The following is a 16,961-nucleotide window of genomic DNA, read 5'->3' as shown; positions in this document are numbered from 1 at the left end:
AGCAGCCCCCGCAGATACAAGGCACCCTTCTCGCGCTGATCCCGCCGCACCAAGGGCGCGAACACCTCGGACGCGAACTCCTCCAGACGAATCCGTACCGCCGCAAGCTCCCCAGCCCTCATACAGCCAGCGAACTACCAGAGCCCCGACACGACAAGACCACCTAACAAAGCACTACTAGCCATCGAGGTAATGCAGAAGCTGATCGAGTGGACGAAGGCGACAAGTGCATGAGCGGGCCCTCGTAACCCATCTAGGAGCCGAGACGCGCGGCGATGGCGTCGTGCAAGGTGGCAGGCTTGCGCTCTCACCGGTCGGAGAGCCGTGGAACTCGGCGCCGCCGCGCACAGGTCCGGCGGGGCGGCGCGGTAGAGGTCGGGGTCGCCGTCCACCGCGCTCTTGATCGCGGCGGTGAGCGCGTCGGCGAACCCCTTGTCGGCGGGGTCGAGGTCGCCGCGGCCTGAAGGAAGTTGCGGGAGTTGAGCAGCCGGTCGGCCCGCGCTCCCCCGCCCGGAGCGAGACGGGCGACGGCGAGTTCGACGCGCGCCGAACGCAGCGCCGAGGCGTTCTCGTCGAGCAGCCGGTCGCGGTCGGCGACGGCGGCGCCGAGCGTGACCAGGTCCTGCTCGCTCTCGGCGCCGTCGGGGCTGAGCGCCTTGGTCACCGCGTCCAGGGGGGCGCGCAGCTCGTCGCACTCGGCGGCGGCCTGCTCGGCGCGGGCGGTGGCGTCGGTGAGCTGCTGCCCAGCGGCCGGGTCGGGCGCCGGGGCGGTGTGGCCGGGGTGGTGTTCGCTGCGGGGCCGGGTCTCCGGCGGCCGGGGCGACCGGGTCGCCGCCCTCACCGGACCCGCCCTTGATGGGCCAGCTCGGGCGGCCGTCGCGACGGAGGCCGAGGGCTCGCTCGCCGTGGGCCGGGCGGATCGGGAGCGACTCATCGGGGCGGGGATTTGGCACGGCGTTGTGTCCCTCAATCTGAATAGTCGAGTAACGAGAAAGAGGCGAAAGGAGGGGATCGAGTGAAGCGAATCGACGAACGAGCGTTCCTACTTGAGTCCCTCTTCTGTGGAGCCAAATACTTGGTATGGTGCCCGCAAGTCACACAACCTAGACGCCTTTGCATCCTCATGACTTTCCGTGCGAGGTGACAGAGAATATGACGGAAGGCGTGTCACGCTCTCCCTCTTCTGGACCTCAACCCGATCCTGCTGGGCCACCCATGCCCGATCCAGCTCCTGTGGTGATCCATCAAGCGAAAATTTTTGAGCGGCGTAGATTCTTGTTAGAGATAGTGCTCGGCAACGGGCTTGGCAACCAACCGCAGCGACCCGATCGGCGGCCTCGCGGAGTCTCTTGCCGCTGCGGCGCTGTGGCCGGGGCACCTCGGTACAGGCCGCCTACGAGAGGGCGCGCGGTGTCCGCACGGGGATCGACCGCTCAGGCGAGTTCGGTCCAGCTTGGCTCCATGCTGATGGCAAGGTGCGGTCGTAGGAACTCACTGGCTTCGACCTTGCCGCCCTGGGAGCACTTGGTCGAGCGGCCCGCGTTGGCGGACTGAGTCTGCTCCGGTTTGATGTCACGTGTCGGCAGGGAGGACGGCGAACGCGTCGATCTCGACACGGAACGCCGGGTGGACGAGTCCGGCGACCTTCACCAGAAAGCAGGCTGGCGGGCGGCCTGGGTCCAGATGCTCGTCGCGGATCTGGCGGAAGGCGTCCACGTCGGCCAGGTCGGCCAGGTCGGTCAGGCAGACGGTCAGCTTGACCACGTCCTGGAGGCGGGATCCCGCAGCATGGAGTGCCGTGGCGAGGCTCAGGAAGACCTGCCGGATCTGAGCGGCGGGATCGGACTCACCTACGACTCCGCCTTCGGCGTCCAGGGGTACCTGGCCGGAGACCCCGACCATGGAGCCGGTGAACACCACAGCGTGGCTGTAGCCGTTGACGGTGGACTGCCGGGCGGACGGACGAAATGCTGCACGGCGACTCCAGCGTGGTGGTCGCGACGGGTGTGGTGAGTCAGCGGCCGGCACGACGCTTCGGGTGATCGGCGCCGCGGTCGGTCAGGGCACGGACGAGGGCACCGAGCATGGCCAGGGCGGTCAGCGCGAACGCCCACGAGTAGCCAGTTCCGGCAGCGAGCCAGCCGAAGGCGACGGCGCCGACGCCCATGCCGGCGTCGTAGGCGAAGTTCCACATCGCGCTGACCGTGCCGTAGCCGGCCGCGGAGACCCGCTCATACATCAGCGTGAGCGTGGCGTTCTGGGCAACGCCGAAGCCGATGCCGAACAGACCGACAGCAATGATCACAGCCACCGGATGGCCGGTCAGCGCCATGAGTCCGGTGCCGAGCGCGGACAGCAGCAGACCCGGCAATACGAGCCCGGCGGAGCCGTGCCGGTCTCCGTGACGCCCGGCGAGCCAGCGGGCCAGGGTGGCCGCCGCGGGCTGGACGAACAGTGCCGCCGCGACAAGGCCCGTGGCCGACGCAGGGACGGCGAGCGGCAGGAAAGTAACGACAATCCCTGCCGCGAGCGCCGTTACCGCGAAGACCACGGCGGGGCGCAACAGTTCGGCAGTGCGGAGCGCCTCGGTGATGCCGATCGGCCGCCCGGAGGCGCGGATCCGGTCGGGCAGGCCGGGCACTGCGGGAATCGCGGCGAGCGCGGTCACCGCGCCGGCCGTGAAGACGACGGCGTAGCCCGCGTGTGCGGCCAACCACACCCCGATCGGCAGGCCCAGCAGCGAAGGGAGTCCGCTGACGATGCCGACCAGCGCCAGCCCTTCGCCGCGCCGTTCGGCCGGGATGAGGGAGGCGGTCAGCGCGCCGCCCGCGACCACGGTGAACGCGAAGCCGAGTCCGCGCAGGAGGCACATCGCGACGATCCACCCGAGGTTCCGGGAGAGCCCGAGCGCCAGCGCGGGTGCGCCCATCAGGGCCAGGCCGACGGCCAATACGACGCGGTAGCCGCAGCGGCGGACCAGGACGGGGGTGGCGAGTTCACCCAGCACCGTCGCCAGCATCAGCGCTCCGGTGGCCAGTCCTGCCGCGCCGGCGCCTCCGCCCCGGTCTCCGGTCGAGGCGTAGCGCGGGACGACGGACAGCAGCAGGTAGAAGCTGGTCGAGGCGCCCAGGATGGACACGAAGCGCAGCAGCAGCGGCCGTGTCAGCAGAGCCGGGCGCGTGGTGGTCGTGGGGGAGGTGGTGTCGAGTGTTTCGGTCACAGCTGGACGCTAAGAGCACGACCGGATCGCCGGTAAGCTCCACTTCCATGCCGCCGGAGTGGTCCAGTTCCCCGCCCGAGCTGCTGCTGACCGTCGACCGGACCAGCGGCCGACCGCTGCACGCCCAACTACAGCACGGGCTGCGGGACGCGATCCGCACCGGCCGCCTGCAGGTCGGCGAACGCCTGCCGTCCTCCCGTGATCTCGCCCGGTCGCTCGGCGTCTCCCGCGGCCTGGTCCAGGAGTGCTACGCCCAGCTCCAGGCCGAGGGTTACTTGACCACCCGTCCCGGGTCCGCCACCCGGGTGGCGACCGGCGCCGCCGTACCGCCCGGCATCCCGCAACCGAGCACCGCCGCGTCGCGCCTGGTGGCCGACTTCCGCTGCGGCGTACCGGATCTCGGCTCCTTCCCGGTCCGTGACTGGCTGTGGGCCCTGCGCGAGGCGGCCCGCACCATGCCGACCGCCCAGTTCGACTACGGCGACCCGCGCGGCGACGCGGCCCTGCGCGAGGTCCTGATCGGGTACCTGCGCCGGGTGCGCGCCGCGGCGACCGACCCGCAGCACATCGTCGTCTGCAACGGCTACGCACAGGGCCTCGGCCTGACGCTCCGCTCCCTCGCGGACGCGGGTGCGCACACCGTGGCCTTCGAGGCCCCGGGCTCACCCGGCACCGTCACCGCCGCAGCCGCCACGGCGGGCATGCGTGCGATCCCCGTCCCGGTGGACGAGCAGGGCATCGACGTGCGGGCGCTGGCCGCGACCGCCGCCCGCGCCGTCGTCGTCACCCCCGCCCACCAGTGGCCGACCGGGGTCGCCCTCGCTCCCGAGCGCCGGCTGGCCCTCGTCGAGTGGGCCCGCGACCGTGACGCGGTCATCATCGAGGACGACTACGACGCCGAGTTCCGCTACGACCGCGAGCCCGTCGGCGCCCTCCAGGGACTGGCCGCGGACCGGGTGATCTCCATCGGCACCGTCAGCAAGTCCCTCGCCCCCGCCCTGCGCATCGGCTGGATCGTCTGCCCGCCCCAACTGGCCGGACCGATCGCCGAGCAAAAGCACCGCAGCGACCGCGGCACGCCCACACTCGACCAACTCGCCCTGGCCAGACTGATCGAGTCCGGCCGCTTCGACCGCCACCTGCGCCGCATGCGCGCCACCTACGCCGCCCGCCGCACGGTCCTGCTCGCCGCGCTCGCCGAACACGCCCCCGAACTGCCGGTCACCGGCCTCGCCGCCGGCTTCCACGCCGTCGCCCACCTGCCCGCGGGCGCCGACGAACACCACGTCGTCACCGCCGCCCGCGAACGGTCCGTCGGCCTCTACGGCATGAGCGCCCACCGGGCCTCACACGCCACCGCGCCGCCGCAACTCGTCCTCGGCTTCGGCAACGTAGGCGAACGAGCCATCGCCGAGGGCATCGCGACCATCGGCCACCTGCTGACCGGCCGGCCGTAACCTACCGACCCATGACCACCGGTACCGACCTCGATCCGGCCGACATCGCCGCTCTCCTCCACGACGTCCGCAGCTCGGCCGCACGCCTGGCTGCCGGCCTCGACGCCCTTACGGACGTGACTGCCCGCGAGCCATCCGTGCTTCCCAGATGGAGCCGTGGGCACGTCATCACGCACGTGGCGCGTAGCGCCGACGTCTACCGATGGCTGCTTGCCCTGGCTCGCACCGGCACCGACCCCGGAGCACGGGCCGACGCCGCCACCCTGGACCACGCGCTGCGGCACGGCGCCGGTCGCGGCGCCGCCGAGCTCATCGCCGACCTGCGCGGCAGCCTGGACCGCCTGCTCGACGAGGCCGCAGCGATGCCCGCCGACCGCTGGCCCACCCTCGTCCCCGCCCTCGCGGGATGGCGACACCCCGCCTGGTACACCCTCCACCGTGCCCGGCGCGAACTCGAAACCCACCACATCGACCTGAAGCTCGGATACACCACCGTCGACTGGCCCGCCAGCTACGTCACCTGGGCACTCGACGAGACCATCGCCACTCTGGCCGCGCGCAACTTCCCAGTGGCTCGCTTCGAAGCGACCGACCTCGACCGCTCCTGGACCCTCGCACCCATCGGCCCCACCGCGACCGGCCCCGGCCACACGCTCCTCGCCTGGCTCGCCGGCCGCGGCCCGGACGAAGACCTCCGGTCGGAACCGCACCTGCCGCCACCACCGACGTGGCCGCTCCCGCCGGAACCGGGCTGGGGGCGCGCGCATCCCTGACGAAAGGGACTGACGGCGCGTCGTGGCCGGCGGCTATTCCCGAACGGTCTGCTTGCCGCAGTGGTGCGCGACGGCCTCGGCGAACGCGCGGGCCAGCGGGGAGAGGGCGTCCCAGCGGCGTGCCGCCCAGCCCGCGGTGAGGGCGGGGAGCGCGGGGATGGGGATCAGTCGCAGGTCGGGGTGTCCGGGACCGCTCCAGGCGGCCAGGGCCGGGACGACGGCGAGGCCCAGTCCCAGTTCGGCCAGCAGGATTGCGGTGTCCCAGTCGGTGACGCTGGTGTCGAAGACCGGCCGGATCCCGGCTTCCGCGAGCCAGGCGCCGAGTTGTAGGCGGGAGGCGGAGTTCTGCGGAAGCCCGATGAGCCGGGCGTCCTGCAGGTCGGCCGGTTCGACGCGGGCCTTGGCCGCGAGCGGGTCGGACGCCGAGACGGCGAGCGCCCAGGGGATTTCGACGACGGGGCGTTGCTCTAGGGCGCGATCTGTGGGCCCCAGGGTGATCCAGGCGAGGTCGGCGCGGCCGGCGGCGAGCGCGTCGAAGCAGCGGCGGCTGGAGGTCTCGGTCTGGAATTCGAGGCTGGCGCGGGGAAATTGCCGCCGGAAGTCGACGACGGCCGCGGACATGAAGTGCCGGATGGTCGTGGCTCCCGTCGTGACCCGTACCGATCCGCCTTCCGCGCGCGCGGCCTCGTGGAGTCGGCGAAGTGCCTGGTCGATGCTGCCCAGGCCCTCGGTGACCGCCGCGTTCAGCGTGTGTCCGGCCGGCGTGGGCACCACGCCTCGCGTGTGCCGTTCCAGCAGGCTCAGGCCCAACTCCCGCTCCAGCCGGTTCACGTGCTGGCTGACCGCGGACTGCGTGCAGGAAAGGTCACGGGCCGCCGCGCTCAGAGAGCCAGCCCGGCAGACCGCGGCGAAGACGCGGAGATCGTCGAGAGTCACGATGACCCAAGGTATCGCTTGGAGTGATGCCAGTAAATCCGTTGATTGACTTGGGTCTCGGGGCGCCTGATCATTACTGCCCAGGGCGGCAACCCGCCCGTCGCTCCCCCGTTCCGGAAGCGGTGCGGTGCGCGGCCGGCGGGTGTCGACCCGTTTCGCGCCGAGGGGAGATGCCGTGGTCCACGCGCCACACCTCCCGTTGGCTCCCGTCGGCCTCAGCCCGGCTGAACGGGTCTCCCAAGGACGACAGGAGCTCAGATGAACACAACCTCCCTGACGGTGGCCGTCCTCGGACCGGGTGGTGTCGGAGGCCTGATCGGTGCGCTCCTCGCCCGTGACGGGCACCGCGTCATCTGCCTGGCCGGCGAGCCGACCGCCGCCGCACTGAGCCAGGGTGGCCTGCGCGTCAAGAGCGCCCAGTACGGGGACTTCACCGCAGCGGTCGAGGCGGACACACGGTTGCGAGAGGCGGTGGACGCCGTCTTCGTGACGGTCAAGCAGACCTCCCTGGACGAGGCACTCGACCGCGTCCCGGCCCCCGCCCTCGGCAACGCGGTTGTGATCCCGTTGCTCAACGGCCTCGACCACCTCGGCCTGCTGCGCGATCGCTACCCGGCGGCCGAGGTCGTCGCCGGCACGATAAGGGTCGAAGCCACAGGCACCGCACCGGGGCGCATCCACCACACCAGCCCCTTCGCCAACCTCGAACTTGCCTCTCCCCTCTGCGAGCTCGCGGACCGACTGCGGCACGCCGGTCTCGGCGTGACCCTGCGAAGCAACGAGACGGCGATGCTCTGGGACAAGCTCGCCTTCCTCGCCCCGCTCGCCCTGCTGACCACCCGACACCGCGCGGACGTCGGAACCGTCCGCGGCGACCTGCGACCGGAACTGCTCGCCGTGCTCGACGAGATCACCGCCGTGGCCCGGGCCGCGGGCGCACAGGTAACGACCGAGACCGTGCTCTCCTTCTTCGATCGCGTCCCGGACACCATGAAGTCCTCCATGCAGCGCGACGCCGAGGCCGGACGCCCCCTCGAAGTCGATGCCATCGGCGGAGCGGTCCTCCGCGCCAGCGCCGCGCACCACGTCGAGACCCCGGTCACGGCCCGACTGGTGGCAGAAGTCGCACGCCTGACGACCCAGGAGGCCTGAACCCGATGCGGCGATCCGTCCCATCCGACGGCGGCTCACCAGGAAGCGCCCGTGACCCTGCGGCGGCCTGGCCCGCTGTCCAGGCCCTCCTGCGCGCCCGAGGCGCCAGCGAGACAAAGCATCCCGGCGGTACGCTCCTCGACCACCTGAACCGCGTCACACGCCTGCTGGCGGAGTGGGGCGCCGGTCCGGACCTGCAGGCCGCCGGACTGTGTCACGCGATGTACGGAACCGACGGGTTCGACCACGCCCTGATGGGCACCGACGAGCGCGCGGTTCTCGCCGAGCTGATCGGAGAACGGGCCGAGGCACTGGTCTTCCTCTACGCCAGCTGTGACCGCGCGGTCGTGTATCCCCGGTTGGCGAGCGGGCGACCGGTGGTCTTCCGTGACCGCTTCACCGACCGCGAGCACACCCCATCGCCGCCGGACGTGCGCGCCTTCGTCGAGATCACCGCGGCCAACGAACTCGACGTGCTCGCGCACAATCCCGACCTCGCCGAGCGCCACGGCCCCACCCTGCACCGGCTGTTCACCCGCTCACGGGACCTGCTCTCCACCCCGGCACGGGATGCCTGCGAACGCCAGTTGGGCCGGGATTCCCTCGGACCGGGGCCGAGGATCCGGATCACCGGCCTGGACCACCTGGTGCTGACCGTCGCCGACATCGAACGCACCGTCGACTTCTACGAACGCGTACTGGGCATGCGCCCGGTCACCTTCGGGGAGGGACGCCACGCACTGACCTTCGGCGCCAGCAGGATCAACCTCCATCAGGCCGGCGGCGAACTCCTCCCGCACGCCACGCACCCCACCCCTGGCAGCGCAGACCTGTGCCTGGTCACCGACATCCCGCAGGAACAGGTCCTGGCCCATCTGACCGCCTGCGGAGTGCCCGTACTGGAAGGCCCCGTGCCGCGAACCGGCGCCCAAGGACCCACCACGAGTACCTACCTACGCGACCCGGACGGCAATCTCATCGAGATCAGCACCTACATCGCTCGTCCGGCGGCCGAATCGAACTCGTGAGCCTCCTGGTGGGTTGACACTGAGCCCGACGACCACGGCCTCGGACGCTCGCGCGGCGGACCGACCACCACGCCGCACCTCGCTGTCGAGCAGGGGCAGTAGCCTCTGTCCCTGCTCGACACCGGGGGCCAGAGGCGCGACAGCCCGCAGTTTCAGCCTGTGTTGAGGGCACCGGGTGCCCCGCATCGACCCGGGCCGGCCCCGCACCAAGCCCGACCGGGTCCGTGCCATAAGGCCTACGGCACGCGCGCGAACCGCGCCTCCCTGCGCAAACAAGCGCGTGCACCATTCCGGAGAAGTCCGACCAGGTTCCGCAACCGCAAGAAGCTCGGCTCACGAGGCGGCCGACCGCCCAAGTTCGACAAGGCCGGCCGCAAAGAGCGCCACACGGTGGAATGCGGGATCAACCGGCTTGAGCGCCACCGAGCCGTCGCCACGCGATATGACAAGCTCGCCGTCCGTTACGAGGCAACCGTGCTGGTCGCAGCCATCAACGAGTGGCTTTGACCAGCAGCCGTTCCCAGCACACACAGGGTCTGTCCGGTTGATCCCGAACTCTCATCGAGTCGGGCCCGGCTCACGGACTACCCGAGCCGTCGGGCTCGACCACTCGGAAGCGTTCCGCAACGACAAGAGTGTGGTCATCAATGACTGGGATGCGTCCCAGGTACTCGCTCACGCCATCGCTCCGGAAGAACTCTTCGTGGGCTGCCCGCCACTCGGCCACGTCGGAGTAGCCGCGTCCCTCGGCTCGCGCGAAGTCGTCGTCGATCTCCTTCATGGGAACGACGCGCACGTCGACGACCTCGATCGTGACGGCCGGGCGACTCTCGGAATCAAGCACCGAGAACCGCTGGCCGGTCATCGGCACTGCCTCCCCGGCGTGCTCGTAAATCTCCAGGAGACCCGTGAGCGCGGTCTTCTGACCGCTGAGGATCGCCGCCACACCACGGTCACGTTCCGGACCGGGGAAGGCGAGTTCAAGGACCGGAAGGTCGTCATGTCCCATCGAGCGATGGTACGAAGCCCTGCAGCGTTGATCAAGGGCCACCGCTCCGCTCGCTCCCACCCATAGCAAGCACTTTCATAACGCACCCTGATCTCGCCTCGCCGTCCCCGAAGGGTCGGTCCGGACCGGTAGCCGGGCCACACCGGCGGCGGCGCCGAGTTCCGTCTTGGCCTGCTCCAGTTCGAGCGACAGTTCGACGATGATCCGGCGCATGACCTTGGTCCTCGACCGCTCCTCGGCAAGTTCGGTCCTCAGCTCCGCTGCTTCGGCCTTGAGTGCGCGGTTTGCGTCGGCGAATTCCTGCATCGCCGTCGGGGTGGAGTCCTGGGCTTTCGCTCGGGCCTGGAAGTCCTGGACGAGGTCGGTGTGGCCATAGAGGAGGTCGCGCCGAAGACCGCTCTCGGTGATCAGCTCGGATGCCGTGAGCTTCCCGGACGATGAGCACAGGGGTATGCCAGCCAGGAGGCGGTCGGCAGCGGCGCGGATGGCGGCACGGTCTGCGTCCTGGTCGCGTGGTCGGCGTCCCATCAGTGCTCCCGCGTCTGGTTGTTGGAAACGATCATGTGCTCGTGCGCGTCGATGATGGCGCGGCTGCCGGCTGCCAGGGCAGCGGCACGGTCACGCAGAGGGCGCGGTGCCAGCCGGTCCGCGGCCGTGGCCTCCCACCGCTTGAGTCGCAGTCGCTGCTCGACGATGCTCCGGTCGGTGTAGGCGAGGTTGGTGCACGCTGAGCGGCATTCCGACTCGCCGGGGCCGCCCTCCGCGGGCAGTCCGGCCTCGAGCCGGGCCTGGCGGCAGGCTGCGGTCTCACGTCGCCACACGCAGGTCATGCCCTCGCCGTGGTGGATGTTCGGGTTCACCTGATCCAGGACCCGCTGCACGCTCTTTCCGGCGGTGACCACGCGTCCGGCGAAGCAGGCACGAGCCCGTACTCGGTGCCGGTACTCCTCGGCCGAGCGCCCGGACACGTGCTCGCCCTCATCGAGCAGGCGCGCGTCCTGCTCGTTCTGTTCCAGCACCATCTCCAGGGTCTCGATGTGGATGTCGTCCATCCACGTCGTGTCGGAGTGCCCTGCGTAGCTCAAGGTCACTTTCGTGTGCACATGGGCGTACTGCAGGGCGACCGCCACCAGTCCACGTGGCCGGCGGACGATGAAGTACGCCAGCGTGCGGCGGAACCGGCTGGCATGGAGGTGCTTGGTCAGATCCGGTGGGATCGGCAGGGTTTCGCCGGCGCGGTGGAAGGCCGCGTTCACCCAGGCCAGGAAGTCCTCCAGGTCGTTGTTGATCGACCAGGTCTGACGGGCGTTGAACTCGTTCGGGCGTGCGGCGTGCGCGTTGGTGAAGCTGGCGGGAAAGAGGAATGAGTAGTCGCCGAGGCTCTCCAGCAGGGCGATTGCGGCGTGGACGGGGGCGACGACCACCCACGGGCGCTGGTCTTCCGTCGCCTCCTCGGGCGGCAGTGAGGCTCGGTCGAAGCCCTTGCCCCGGCGGCCGACGATCAACAGCTCTCCGGTTTCTTCATCAGCTTCCCGGCAGCCGGGCAGCAGGTTGCGCACCTCGCCCGGCCAAGCGCCGCTGAGGTAGCAGATCATCAAGAAACAGGCCACCGCGACCATGCGGACCAGCGTCCGCAGCTCCCTGAGGGCGATGGGCGTCTCGCGCCAGGGCCGGCCGTCGATCAGACCGGCGATCTGCCCGACGTAGGTGTCCTGTGCGATCGGCAGTCCTGAGTCGATCAGCATCCGCTTCTGGTTCGGGGTGATGCCCACACGAACCTGAGTTCGGGCGTGCGCATCATGCGCTTGATGGCGCCGCAGTTAACTGTCACCGTGCCGTCCTTGTGTAGGAGGCCTGGAAGGGACTCGCCGGTGCGGCGGCACTGCTCGATGTACTGCAGCAAGCGGTCGGCGGTCGGCCCGCGGTACTCGGCCTGGGCCGCGTCAGACACAGGCTAGCGACCAGGACACGAAAGCCGCCCGCGCGTACTACCGCCCTCGTATGGTCGCCAGAAGGTGTGCGAGGAAGCTCTCCGGTGCGGTCGAAAATGTCGAGAAGCGAGCTGACCTCCGCCTGGTGCAGGCTCAGGGCCGGGTCGCCGGCGCGCCACCGGGCCACCGGGCAGCGCCCCGACTCGATTTTCTCCCGAGCAAGCCGGACATCGCGGCGGGCGGCCGTCGTGATCGCCTGCCAGTCCGTGTCCGGATACGCGCCGGGCCGTTCGATCTCGGGCCCCTTGACGCACACGTTCAGCAGCGCCTGCCGGGCGGCGTCAGGCAGCTCTGAGGCCTCTCGCAGCAGCGTACGCAGGCGCTTCACAGCGTCGTGCTGGCCGTACCGCCCTTCATGGTGGTCGACGAACGCCTGGACGTGTCGCCCCGTCAGTTGCTCAGGCGATGTGGGCTGCGGATCGCAACCTGCAAGCACGTCGGCGAAGCCGTTGGCGGTGTAGAAGTGTCCCCCTGGCGGTCCCGAGCCGCTTGCTTGCTGTTCGGGCTGTCCCGACCCTCCGGCTGAAGGACCGGGCCAGCCACTGCTGCATGGCGGGCGGGACCTTGAACGTCGAGAAGTCATACGTCCTGGACCGGCGGCCTGACTCCTCGAGGAAGCGCACAAGCACCCCGCCGTCCCCGGGCAGGAGTCCACGCTGCGGCGGCTGCCAGGACGGCTCCGGCAGGGAAGCCCGGCGCCCTCCCCGACTCACCGTGCTCCCTTCACACCGCGCATCACCAGCTGACTGTCCGCCGCAGCCGTACGGACCTGGCAGGCGAAGCGGCGGTCACCCTGGAACCATCGCCTCGGCCAGGCCCGTGCCACGGGCCATGGCGTTGAACAGGTCCGGGAACGGACGGAGTGCCTCCAGGTAGGTCCGCCACACCTTGTCTCTCGCCTCACCGAGGTGCGTGGTGGTGAGGTAGAGCGCAGCGAGATAGCCGGGTATGGCACGGCCCCAGGTCTGGCCGGTGACTTTTGAGCTTGTTCCACTGTGACGGACACCATCGGTGTGATGGTCAGGCCGCGAGGGTGGCCTTGTAGTCGGCAGGTGTGCGGTAGCCGAGGCTGCTGTGCAGCCTCCGCAAGTTGTACCAGCTGGCGAGCGAGGGGTTTCAGGCGGTGGTGCGGTTGCTTTGGCGTGCGGCGAGCGCGGCGTCGGCGCTGGCAAAGGTGGGCAGGAAAGTGTCCATCCCGGTGACGCTGAGCAGGCGGCTCAGCCGGTCGGGGATGGCCGCCAGGGTCAGCGAGCCGTCGGCGTCCTTGGCACAGCGCCAGATGCCGACGAGGGCGCCCAGTCCTGAGGAGTCGCAGAAGGTGACGCCTGAGAGGTCAGCGACCAGGTCAGGCTGGCCGTTCGTGATGAGTTCCAGGGCGCGGGCCCGTACGGCGGGTGCGGCGGCGATGTCGAACTCGCCGGACAGGGCGATCACGGCCAGGGCGCCGTCGGTGTGCGGGACGTCGATGTGGAATGCGTCGGTCATGGGCGTGGGTTCTCCTGCCCGACGGAGACGTCGGCGGTCGGGGCTGCGGCGCTGTGGGCGGTGGTGGTGATACCGGCGGGAGTGGCATCGGGGGTGGGGACGGACAGGGCCAGCAGGGCCACGTCGTCGCGTTCGGTGTCGGGGAGGGTGTCCAGGAGCGCGACGGTGTCGTCGATCAGGGCGCCGGCACTGATCGGCGCCGGCCGCCGGGCCAGGAAGTCGGTCAGGCCCGTGTCGGCGAGCATGCGGCCATCGGCGGTGCGGGCCTCGGTCAGCCCGTCGGTGTACAGCATCAGTCCCTCGCCGGGTGCCAGGTGCAGGGTGCGTGAGGCGAAGGCGGCTTCGGCGAACGCGCCGACCAGCATGCCGCCCGTGGCGCGGACCGCCTCCACCCGTACACCGCCTTCCTCGATGGGGCTCAGGTGGTAGGCGGGCGGATGGCCGCCGGTGGCCAGCGTGACCGTGAAACCGCCATCCCGGGCCGGGTCGAGCAGGCCGAAGACGGCGGTGCAAAAGCGCGTCCCTACCGCCGCGTCCAGCAGCAGCGCCGTGTTCAGGGCTTTGAGCGCAGCCGTGGGATCCGCGTCGACGAGGGCTGCGGCCCGCAGCGTGTAGCGGGTCAGTGAGGTGATCGAGGCGGCTTCGGCGCCCTTGCCGCACACATCGCCCAGGAAAAACGCCCACCGGCCCCCGCCCACGGGGAAGACGTCGTAGAAGTCACCGCCCACTTCCTGCGGGGAGGCGGTCTTGTAATGGCAGGCCAGCTCCAGCCCGGGTACCGCGGGCAACGCGGGAGGCACCAGGGTGCGCTGCAGGGTGGAGGCGAACGCGGCGATGGCCGCCTTGTCCCGCTCCGCGCGCCGGCGGGCCTCTTCCTCAGCCTGGCGCTTCTCCTGCTCGACCTTGCGGCGCTCCTGCTCGGCGCGCACCACGCGCAACGCCGACAGCCGCAGCTCCAGCTGGTCACGTACGACCGCTGCCAGGTCCGCGAGCGTGGCCGAATCCGCCTCGCTGACCTCGCGGGGGCGGGTATCGAGGACGTTGACCGTGCCCAGCCGATACCCGTCGGCGGTGATGATCGGAGCGGCGGCGTAGAACCGCACCCCCATCGGGCCGGCGACCAGCGGATTGGAACAGGCGACCGGGTCCAGCAGGGTGTCGGGGATAACAGTGGTGTCATCCGTCAGGACCGCCGAGGCGCACAGGCCCGGATCCCGGCCGATCTCGCTGACGCCCTCCAGTCCGTGCGCGGCCTTGAACCAGATCCGGTCCTCGTCCACGATCGTCACCGTCGCCACCGGCACCTCGAACAACCGTGCCGCCAGCGCCGCGACTCTGTCGTAGGCACCGTCCGGCGGGGTATCGAGAATGTCGTAACGGCGCACCGCCGCCAACCGTGCCGCCTCGGCCGACGCGGCCACAGGCCCACTCGGTGCTATCGCAGGCGGACTCGCTTGCTCCGGCATAACCCTCGTCTCGCTCATCCCCCCCAGGAAGGAACCGACCAGACAGTCAGCACCCCAGCACTGTACCGAAACACCTCAGCGCACCCGACCCGACGACGAGCTTCGCGGAAACAGCCACAACTCGGCGCAGTGATCACGGAAAGACGAAACGTGACGGCCTTCGTGGTCTGGCGTGCGTCGACCGCAGCCTGCTGGGCGGCCCGAGCGCGAACCCGGCCGCCGACGCTGCACCACCCCGGCCAGGTCGATCAGGTCTGCCGGCGCGAGGACCTGGCAGACCTGATCGCCGCCGGCACCCCGCTCGGACCCGAGCAGACTGCCGCCCGGCTCCGGGTGCGACGTGCCGCCTTCGACCACATGGTGCGGCTCGGATGGGTCCGCTCCCGCAGTCGATCCAGGTCCGCTTCGGCTCCAGCCAGGCCGGAGCCGTCGACATCGCGCTCTACACCACGACCTCCGTCGACGCGGTGCCCGCCGAACACCCCGAGGCCGACTGGGAGCAGCTGCCCACGGTGGAGAAGGCCCGGCGCTCACCGCTCGCCTCCCCGCGCCCGGATCCGGCGCCCGTACCGGCGTAAGCCTCCGATTTCCTTGCGCCCGCCCGCGCCCCGTGCCGCCCAGAAGGGCGTCCCCGGGGCGCGGGCGTTCTTCCTGCGTGCCGCTCCCTCGTGCCCCAGCAGCCGGCTCCCACAGGTGTTGGGCAAGCCCAGTCCCGTCGCAGTGGAAGCACCGGCAGCCTCCCGGCGTGCTGCGGGCGCCGATGGCGCCTGCTTCTCTGCGAGCCCCAAGGACTCCTGACCAAAGTGCTGGGCTTGGCCTGGTCAGCGGTCGGTGCCGTCCACGAGGCCGGCGGGCAGCGGGATGCAGTCAGCCGCGCAATCGCACGCGATAAACCCGGCGACGTCGACGGTCATCCGGGGTCTTGGTCGCCATGGAGGAGGTCAAGGTCGTAGGCGCCCACTCCGAGCGCGCGACCCTGCGCGCGTCGGCGACGTGTTCCTGAAAGTGGACGCCGATCAGGCGCGCATCGACGTCCAGGTCGAGGCGATGACTTTGGCGCCGGTCCCGACCCCCGGAAGTCCTGTGGCACAAGTCGCCCGTGCTCGCGATCGCCGCGGCCCCGGGGTGTGATTGAGCAAGGTGGTTGGCACTCGGGCGCGACATTTGCCACTCCTGCGGCGCGGGTAGGCGTCGCCGCCGAGATCCGACGTTCCTGTGATCTCGGCGGTGACCGCAGGGGTGTCGGCCCGGCCGAAGTCCGGGCGCAGGTCGCAGGCCCAGGTGGCGTGCCGGTCGCCGGTCGGCACGACGGGGCGGGTGAGGGCTGCGGTCCTCGTCTTCATCCTCTTGACGAACTCCGCTCTATGCTCGGGCGATGGCCTATGTCTCGAGGATGAAGACTTTTTTTGCCGACTGCATGGACAACGCGGCGAAGGTCGGCTTCAGCCTTGTCGACGGTCGCGAGTTTCTCGGCTGGATCGCTGAGGTCGCGGACGATCGGGTATCGGTCGCCTGGGCACCCAGCCCGGTCTTCATGCAAGCCACGGGTGGCGAGAAGTGGAATCCGGACGAGGAGTGGATACCGTTCAGCGCGATACTGGCCGGGACACTCGCGTGGTACGACACGTCTGCCAGGCGGTGGGTGACGTCCCCGCATTGACCTTTTGTATCGACCGAAGTCGACAAGATCGCCTGTCGTGCCTGGATGATCATGCAGCGAGAACTTCGCCCTCGCGTCCCCACGCAGACTGTCATGGAGGTCTTTCAGCGTTGCCGCTCCAGGGTGAGGGCGGCGGCGGCGATTGACGTCATTTGATTCGGGCTGCACCGGGCCTTGCGGAAGATCCGCCAAGACTTCAGTCGTGCGACGCCACGCTCGACCGGTGCCCGTGCTGCGGGCAGGGTGCGGTTGACGGTCTGTTGCGTGGGTGTGAGGTCACGGCCCGGCGGGCGTCTGAGGGCCGTCGTTACCGCGAAAAGCGAGCTGCCAAACTCGTGTGCGACCTCGCTCATCAGCTCCTCGCGTTCGACGAGTGGATCAAAGACATCGATCGGGAAATCCGCGAGTCCTTCTACCTCGATGAGCGCGCCGAAGTCATCGAATCCCTGCCGGGTATCGGCCCCATCCTCGGAGCGGAGTTCCTGGCCATCGTCGGAGACCTGTCCAGCTACGCAGACACCGGCCGCCTGGCCGCCCACGCGGGACTGGTCCCGGTGTCGCGCGACTCCGGTCGCCGGACCGGTAACCACCACCGGCGGAACCAACGCGGCTCCTGTGCCTGTGGGTTGAGGCTTCGAACACCTCCCCCAACGGCACGGGAGCCTCGTGCGTTGCGCACACGGTCGGCATCACCCGATCCATACCGTTCGTTGTGGGCCGTTTCGGTCATTCGTAGGATCGGGACACCCAGGGGTGCTGGGTATGGCTGTCACCCGATAGCCGA

At 70.1% G+C, this 16,961-nt stretch carries 15 protein-coding genes and 4 pseudogenes; 8 read left to right on the top strand and 11 right to left on the bottom strand.

From position 1 onward, the window contains the following. The 4 genes and pseudogenes from ACZ5ID_RS36515 to ACZ5ID_RS36500 form a co-directional block, all read right to left on the bottom strand. Positions 1-122, bottom strand: a pseudogene (locus ACZ5ID_RS36515) (IS701 family transposase); the annotation flags it as partial. Positions 123-307: 185 nt separating this feature from the next. Beyond that, positions 308-841, bottom strand: coding sequence for a hypothetical protein (locus tag ACZ5ID_RS36510; protein ID WP_468906983.1), 534 nt, complete (start codon positions 839-841; stop codon positions 308-310). A 731-nt stretch (positions 842-1,572) separates the two neighbouring features. Beyond that, positions 1,573-1,920, bottom strand: coding sequence for a RidA family protein (locus tag ACZ5ID_RS36505; RefSeq protein ID WP_468906980.1), 348 nt, complete (start codon positions 1,918-1,920; stop codon positions 1,573-1,575). A 94-nt stretch (positions 1,921-2,014) separates the two neighbouring features. After that, positions 2,015-3,220 carry an MFS transporter gene (locus ACZ5ID_RS36500; protein WP_468906977.1) on the bottom strand — a complete coding sequence of 402 codons (1,206 nt, stop codon included), beginning with the start codon at positions 3,218-3,220 and terminating at the stop codon, positions 2,015-2,017. 47 nt (positions 3,221-3,267) lie between these two features. Between ACZ5ID_RS36500 and pdxR the strand changes: the two genes are divergently transcribed. Next, positions 3,268-4,677 (top strand): MocR-like pyridoxine biosynthesis transcription factor PdxR, encoded by a 1,410-nt coding sequence (gene pdxR / locus ACZ5ID_RS36495; protein ID WP_468906974.1) that lies wholly within the window; start codon positions 3,268-3,270, stop codon positions 4,675-4,677. Between the two features lie 11 nt (positions 4,678-4,688). Then, positions 4,689-5,450 carry a maleylpyruvate isomerase family mycothiol-dependent enzyme gene (locus ACZ5ID_RS36490; RefSeq protein WP_468906971.1) on the top strand — a complete coding sequence of 254 codons (762 nt, stop codon included), beginning with the start codon at positions 4,689-4,691 and terminating at the stop codon, positions 5,448-5,450. 33 nt (positions 5,451-5,483) lie between these two features. Here the strand turns inward: ACZ5ID_RS36490 and ACZ5ID_RS36485 are convergent, their stop codons facing one another. After that, positions 5,484-6,386, bottom strand: coding sequence for a LysR family transcriptional regulator (locus tag ACZ5ID_RS36485; RefSeq protein WP_468906969.1), 903 nt, complete (start codon positions 6,384-6,386; stop codon positions 5,484-5,486). A 258-nt stretch (positions 6,387-6,644) separates the two neighbouring features. Between ACZ5ID_RS36485 and ACZ5ID_RS36480 the strand changes: the two genes are divergently transcribed. Together ACZ5ID_RS36480 and ACZ5ID_RS36475 are read left to right on the top strand one after the other, a co-directional pair. Further along, on the top strand, positions 6,645-7,538 hold the full coding sequence (locus tag ACZ5ID_RS36480) for a ketopantoate reductase family protein (protein WP_468906966.1): 894 nt from the start codon (positions 6,645-6,647) through the stop codon (positions 7,536-7,538). A gap of 5 nt (positions 7,539-7,543) precedes the next feature. Continuing rightward, positions 7,544-8,566 carry a VOC family protein gene (locus tag ACZ5ID_RS36475; RefSeq protein ID WP_468906964.1) on the top strand — a complete coding sequence of 341 codons (1,023 nt, stop codon included), beginning with the start codon at positions 7,544-7,546 and terminating at the stop codon, positions 8,564-8,566. 577 nt (positions 8,567-9,143) lie between these two features. Here the strand turns inward: ACZ5ID_RS36475 and ACZ5ID_RS36470 are convergent. The 5 genes from ACZ5ID_RS36470 to ACZ5ID_RS36450 all read right to left on the bottom strand — a co-directional run bounded on the left by ACZ5ID_RS36470 (position 9,144) and on the right by ACZ5ID_RS36450 (position 14,472). Further along, entirely contained in the window at positions 9,144-9,575 is a 432-nt protein-coding gene (locus ACZ5ID_RS36470; protein WP_468906962.1) for an ASCH domain-containing protein, read from the bottom strand. Positions 9,576-9,650: 75 nt separating this feature from the next. Beyond that, positions 9,651-10,103, bottom strand: coding sequence for a hypothetical protein (locus tag ACZ5ID_RS36465; protein ID WP_468906959.1), 453 nt, complete (start codon positions 10,101-10,103; stop codon positions 9,651-9,653). Next, positions 10,103-11,347 carry a hypothetical protein gene (locus ACZ5ID_RS36460; protein WP_468906956.1) on the bottom strand — a complete coding sequence of 415 codons (1,245 nt, stop codon included), beginning with the start codon at positions 11,345-11,347 and terminating at the stop codon, positions 10,103-10,105. The genes ACZ5ID_RS36465 and ACZ5ID_RS36460 overlap by 1 nt, the downstream gene beginning before the upstream one ends. Before the next feature lie 1,335 nt (positions 11,348-12,682). Continuing rightward, positions 12,683-13,051: an STAS domain-containing protein gene (locus tag ACZ5ID_RS36455; RefSeq protein ID WP_468906953.1), complete on the bottom strand. Its 369-nt coding sequence runs from the start codon at positions 13,049-13,051 to the stop codon at positions 12,683-12,685. Beyond that, positions 13,048-14,472, bottom strand: a complete 1,425-nt coding sequence (locus ACZ5ID_RS36450; protein WP_468906951.1) for a PP2C family protein-serine/threonine phosphatase — start codon at positions 14,470-14,472, stop codon at positions 13,048-13,050. Before ACZ5ID_RS36450 ends, ACZ5ID_RS36455 begins: the two co-directional genes overlap by 4 nt. A 416-nt stretch (positions 14,473-14,888) precedes the next feature. Here ACZ5ID_RS36450 and ACZ5ID_RS36445 point away from each other — a divergent pair, with 416 nt between their 5' ends. The 3 genes and pseudogenes from ACZ5ID_RS36445 to ACZ5ID_RS36435 all read left to right on the top strand — a co-directional run bounded on the left by ACZ5ID_RS36445 (position 14,889) and on the right by ACZ5ID_RS36435 (position 16,177). Continuing rightward, positions 14,889-15,095: a hypothetical protein gene (locus ACZ5ID_RS36445; protein WP_468906948.1), complete on the top strand. Its 207-nt coding sequence runs from the start codon at positions 14,889-14,891 to the stop codon at positions 15,093-15,095. 353 nt (positions 15,096-15,448) lie between these two features. Continuing rightward, positions 15,449-15,643 (top strand): annotated as a pseudogene (locus ACZ5ID_RS36440) (aminoglycoside phosphotransferase family protein); the annotation flags it as partial. Positions 15,644-15,892: 249 nt separating this feature from the next. Beyond that, on the top strand, positions 15,893-16,177 hold the full coding sequence (locus tag ACZ5ID_RS36435) for a hypothetical protein (RefSeq protein WP_468906945.1): 285 nt from the start codon (positions 15,893-15,895) through the stop codon (positions 16,175-16,177). A 104-nt stretch (positions 16,178-16,281) separates the two neighbouring features. Here the strand turns inward: ACZ5ID_RS36435 and ACZ5ID_RS36430 are convergent. After that, positions 16,282-16,494 (bottom strand): annotated as a pseudogene (locus ACZ5ID_RS36430) (transposase family protein); the annotation flags it as partial. Here ACZ5ID_RS36430 and ACZ5ID_RS36425 point away from each other — a divergent pair. Further along, positions 16,492-16,773: pseudogene (locus ACZ5ID_RS36425) on the top strand (transposase); the annotation flags it as partial. The pseudogenes ACZ5ID_RS36430 and ACZ5ID_RS36425 overlap by 3 nt on opposite strands. Between the last annotated feature and the right edge of the window lie 188 nt (positions 16,774-16,961).

This window comes from Streptomyces sp. NPDC031670 (genome assembly GCF_055580545.1).
Note: the sequence above shows the minus strand (reverse complement) of the source record. Positions and strands in the feature narration are given on the sequence as shown.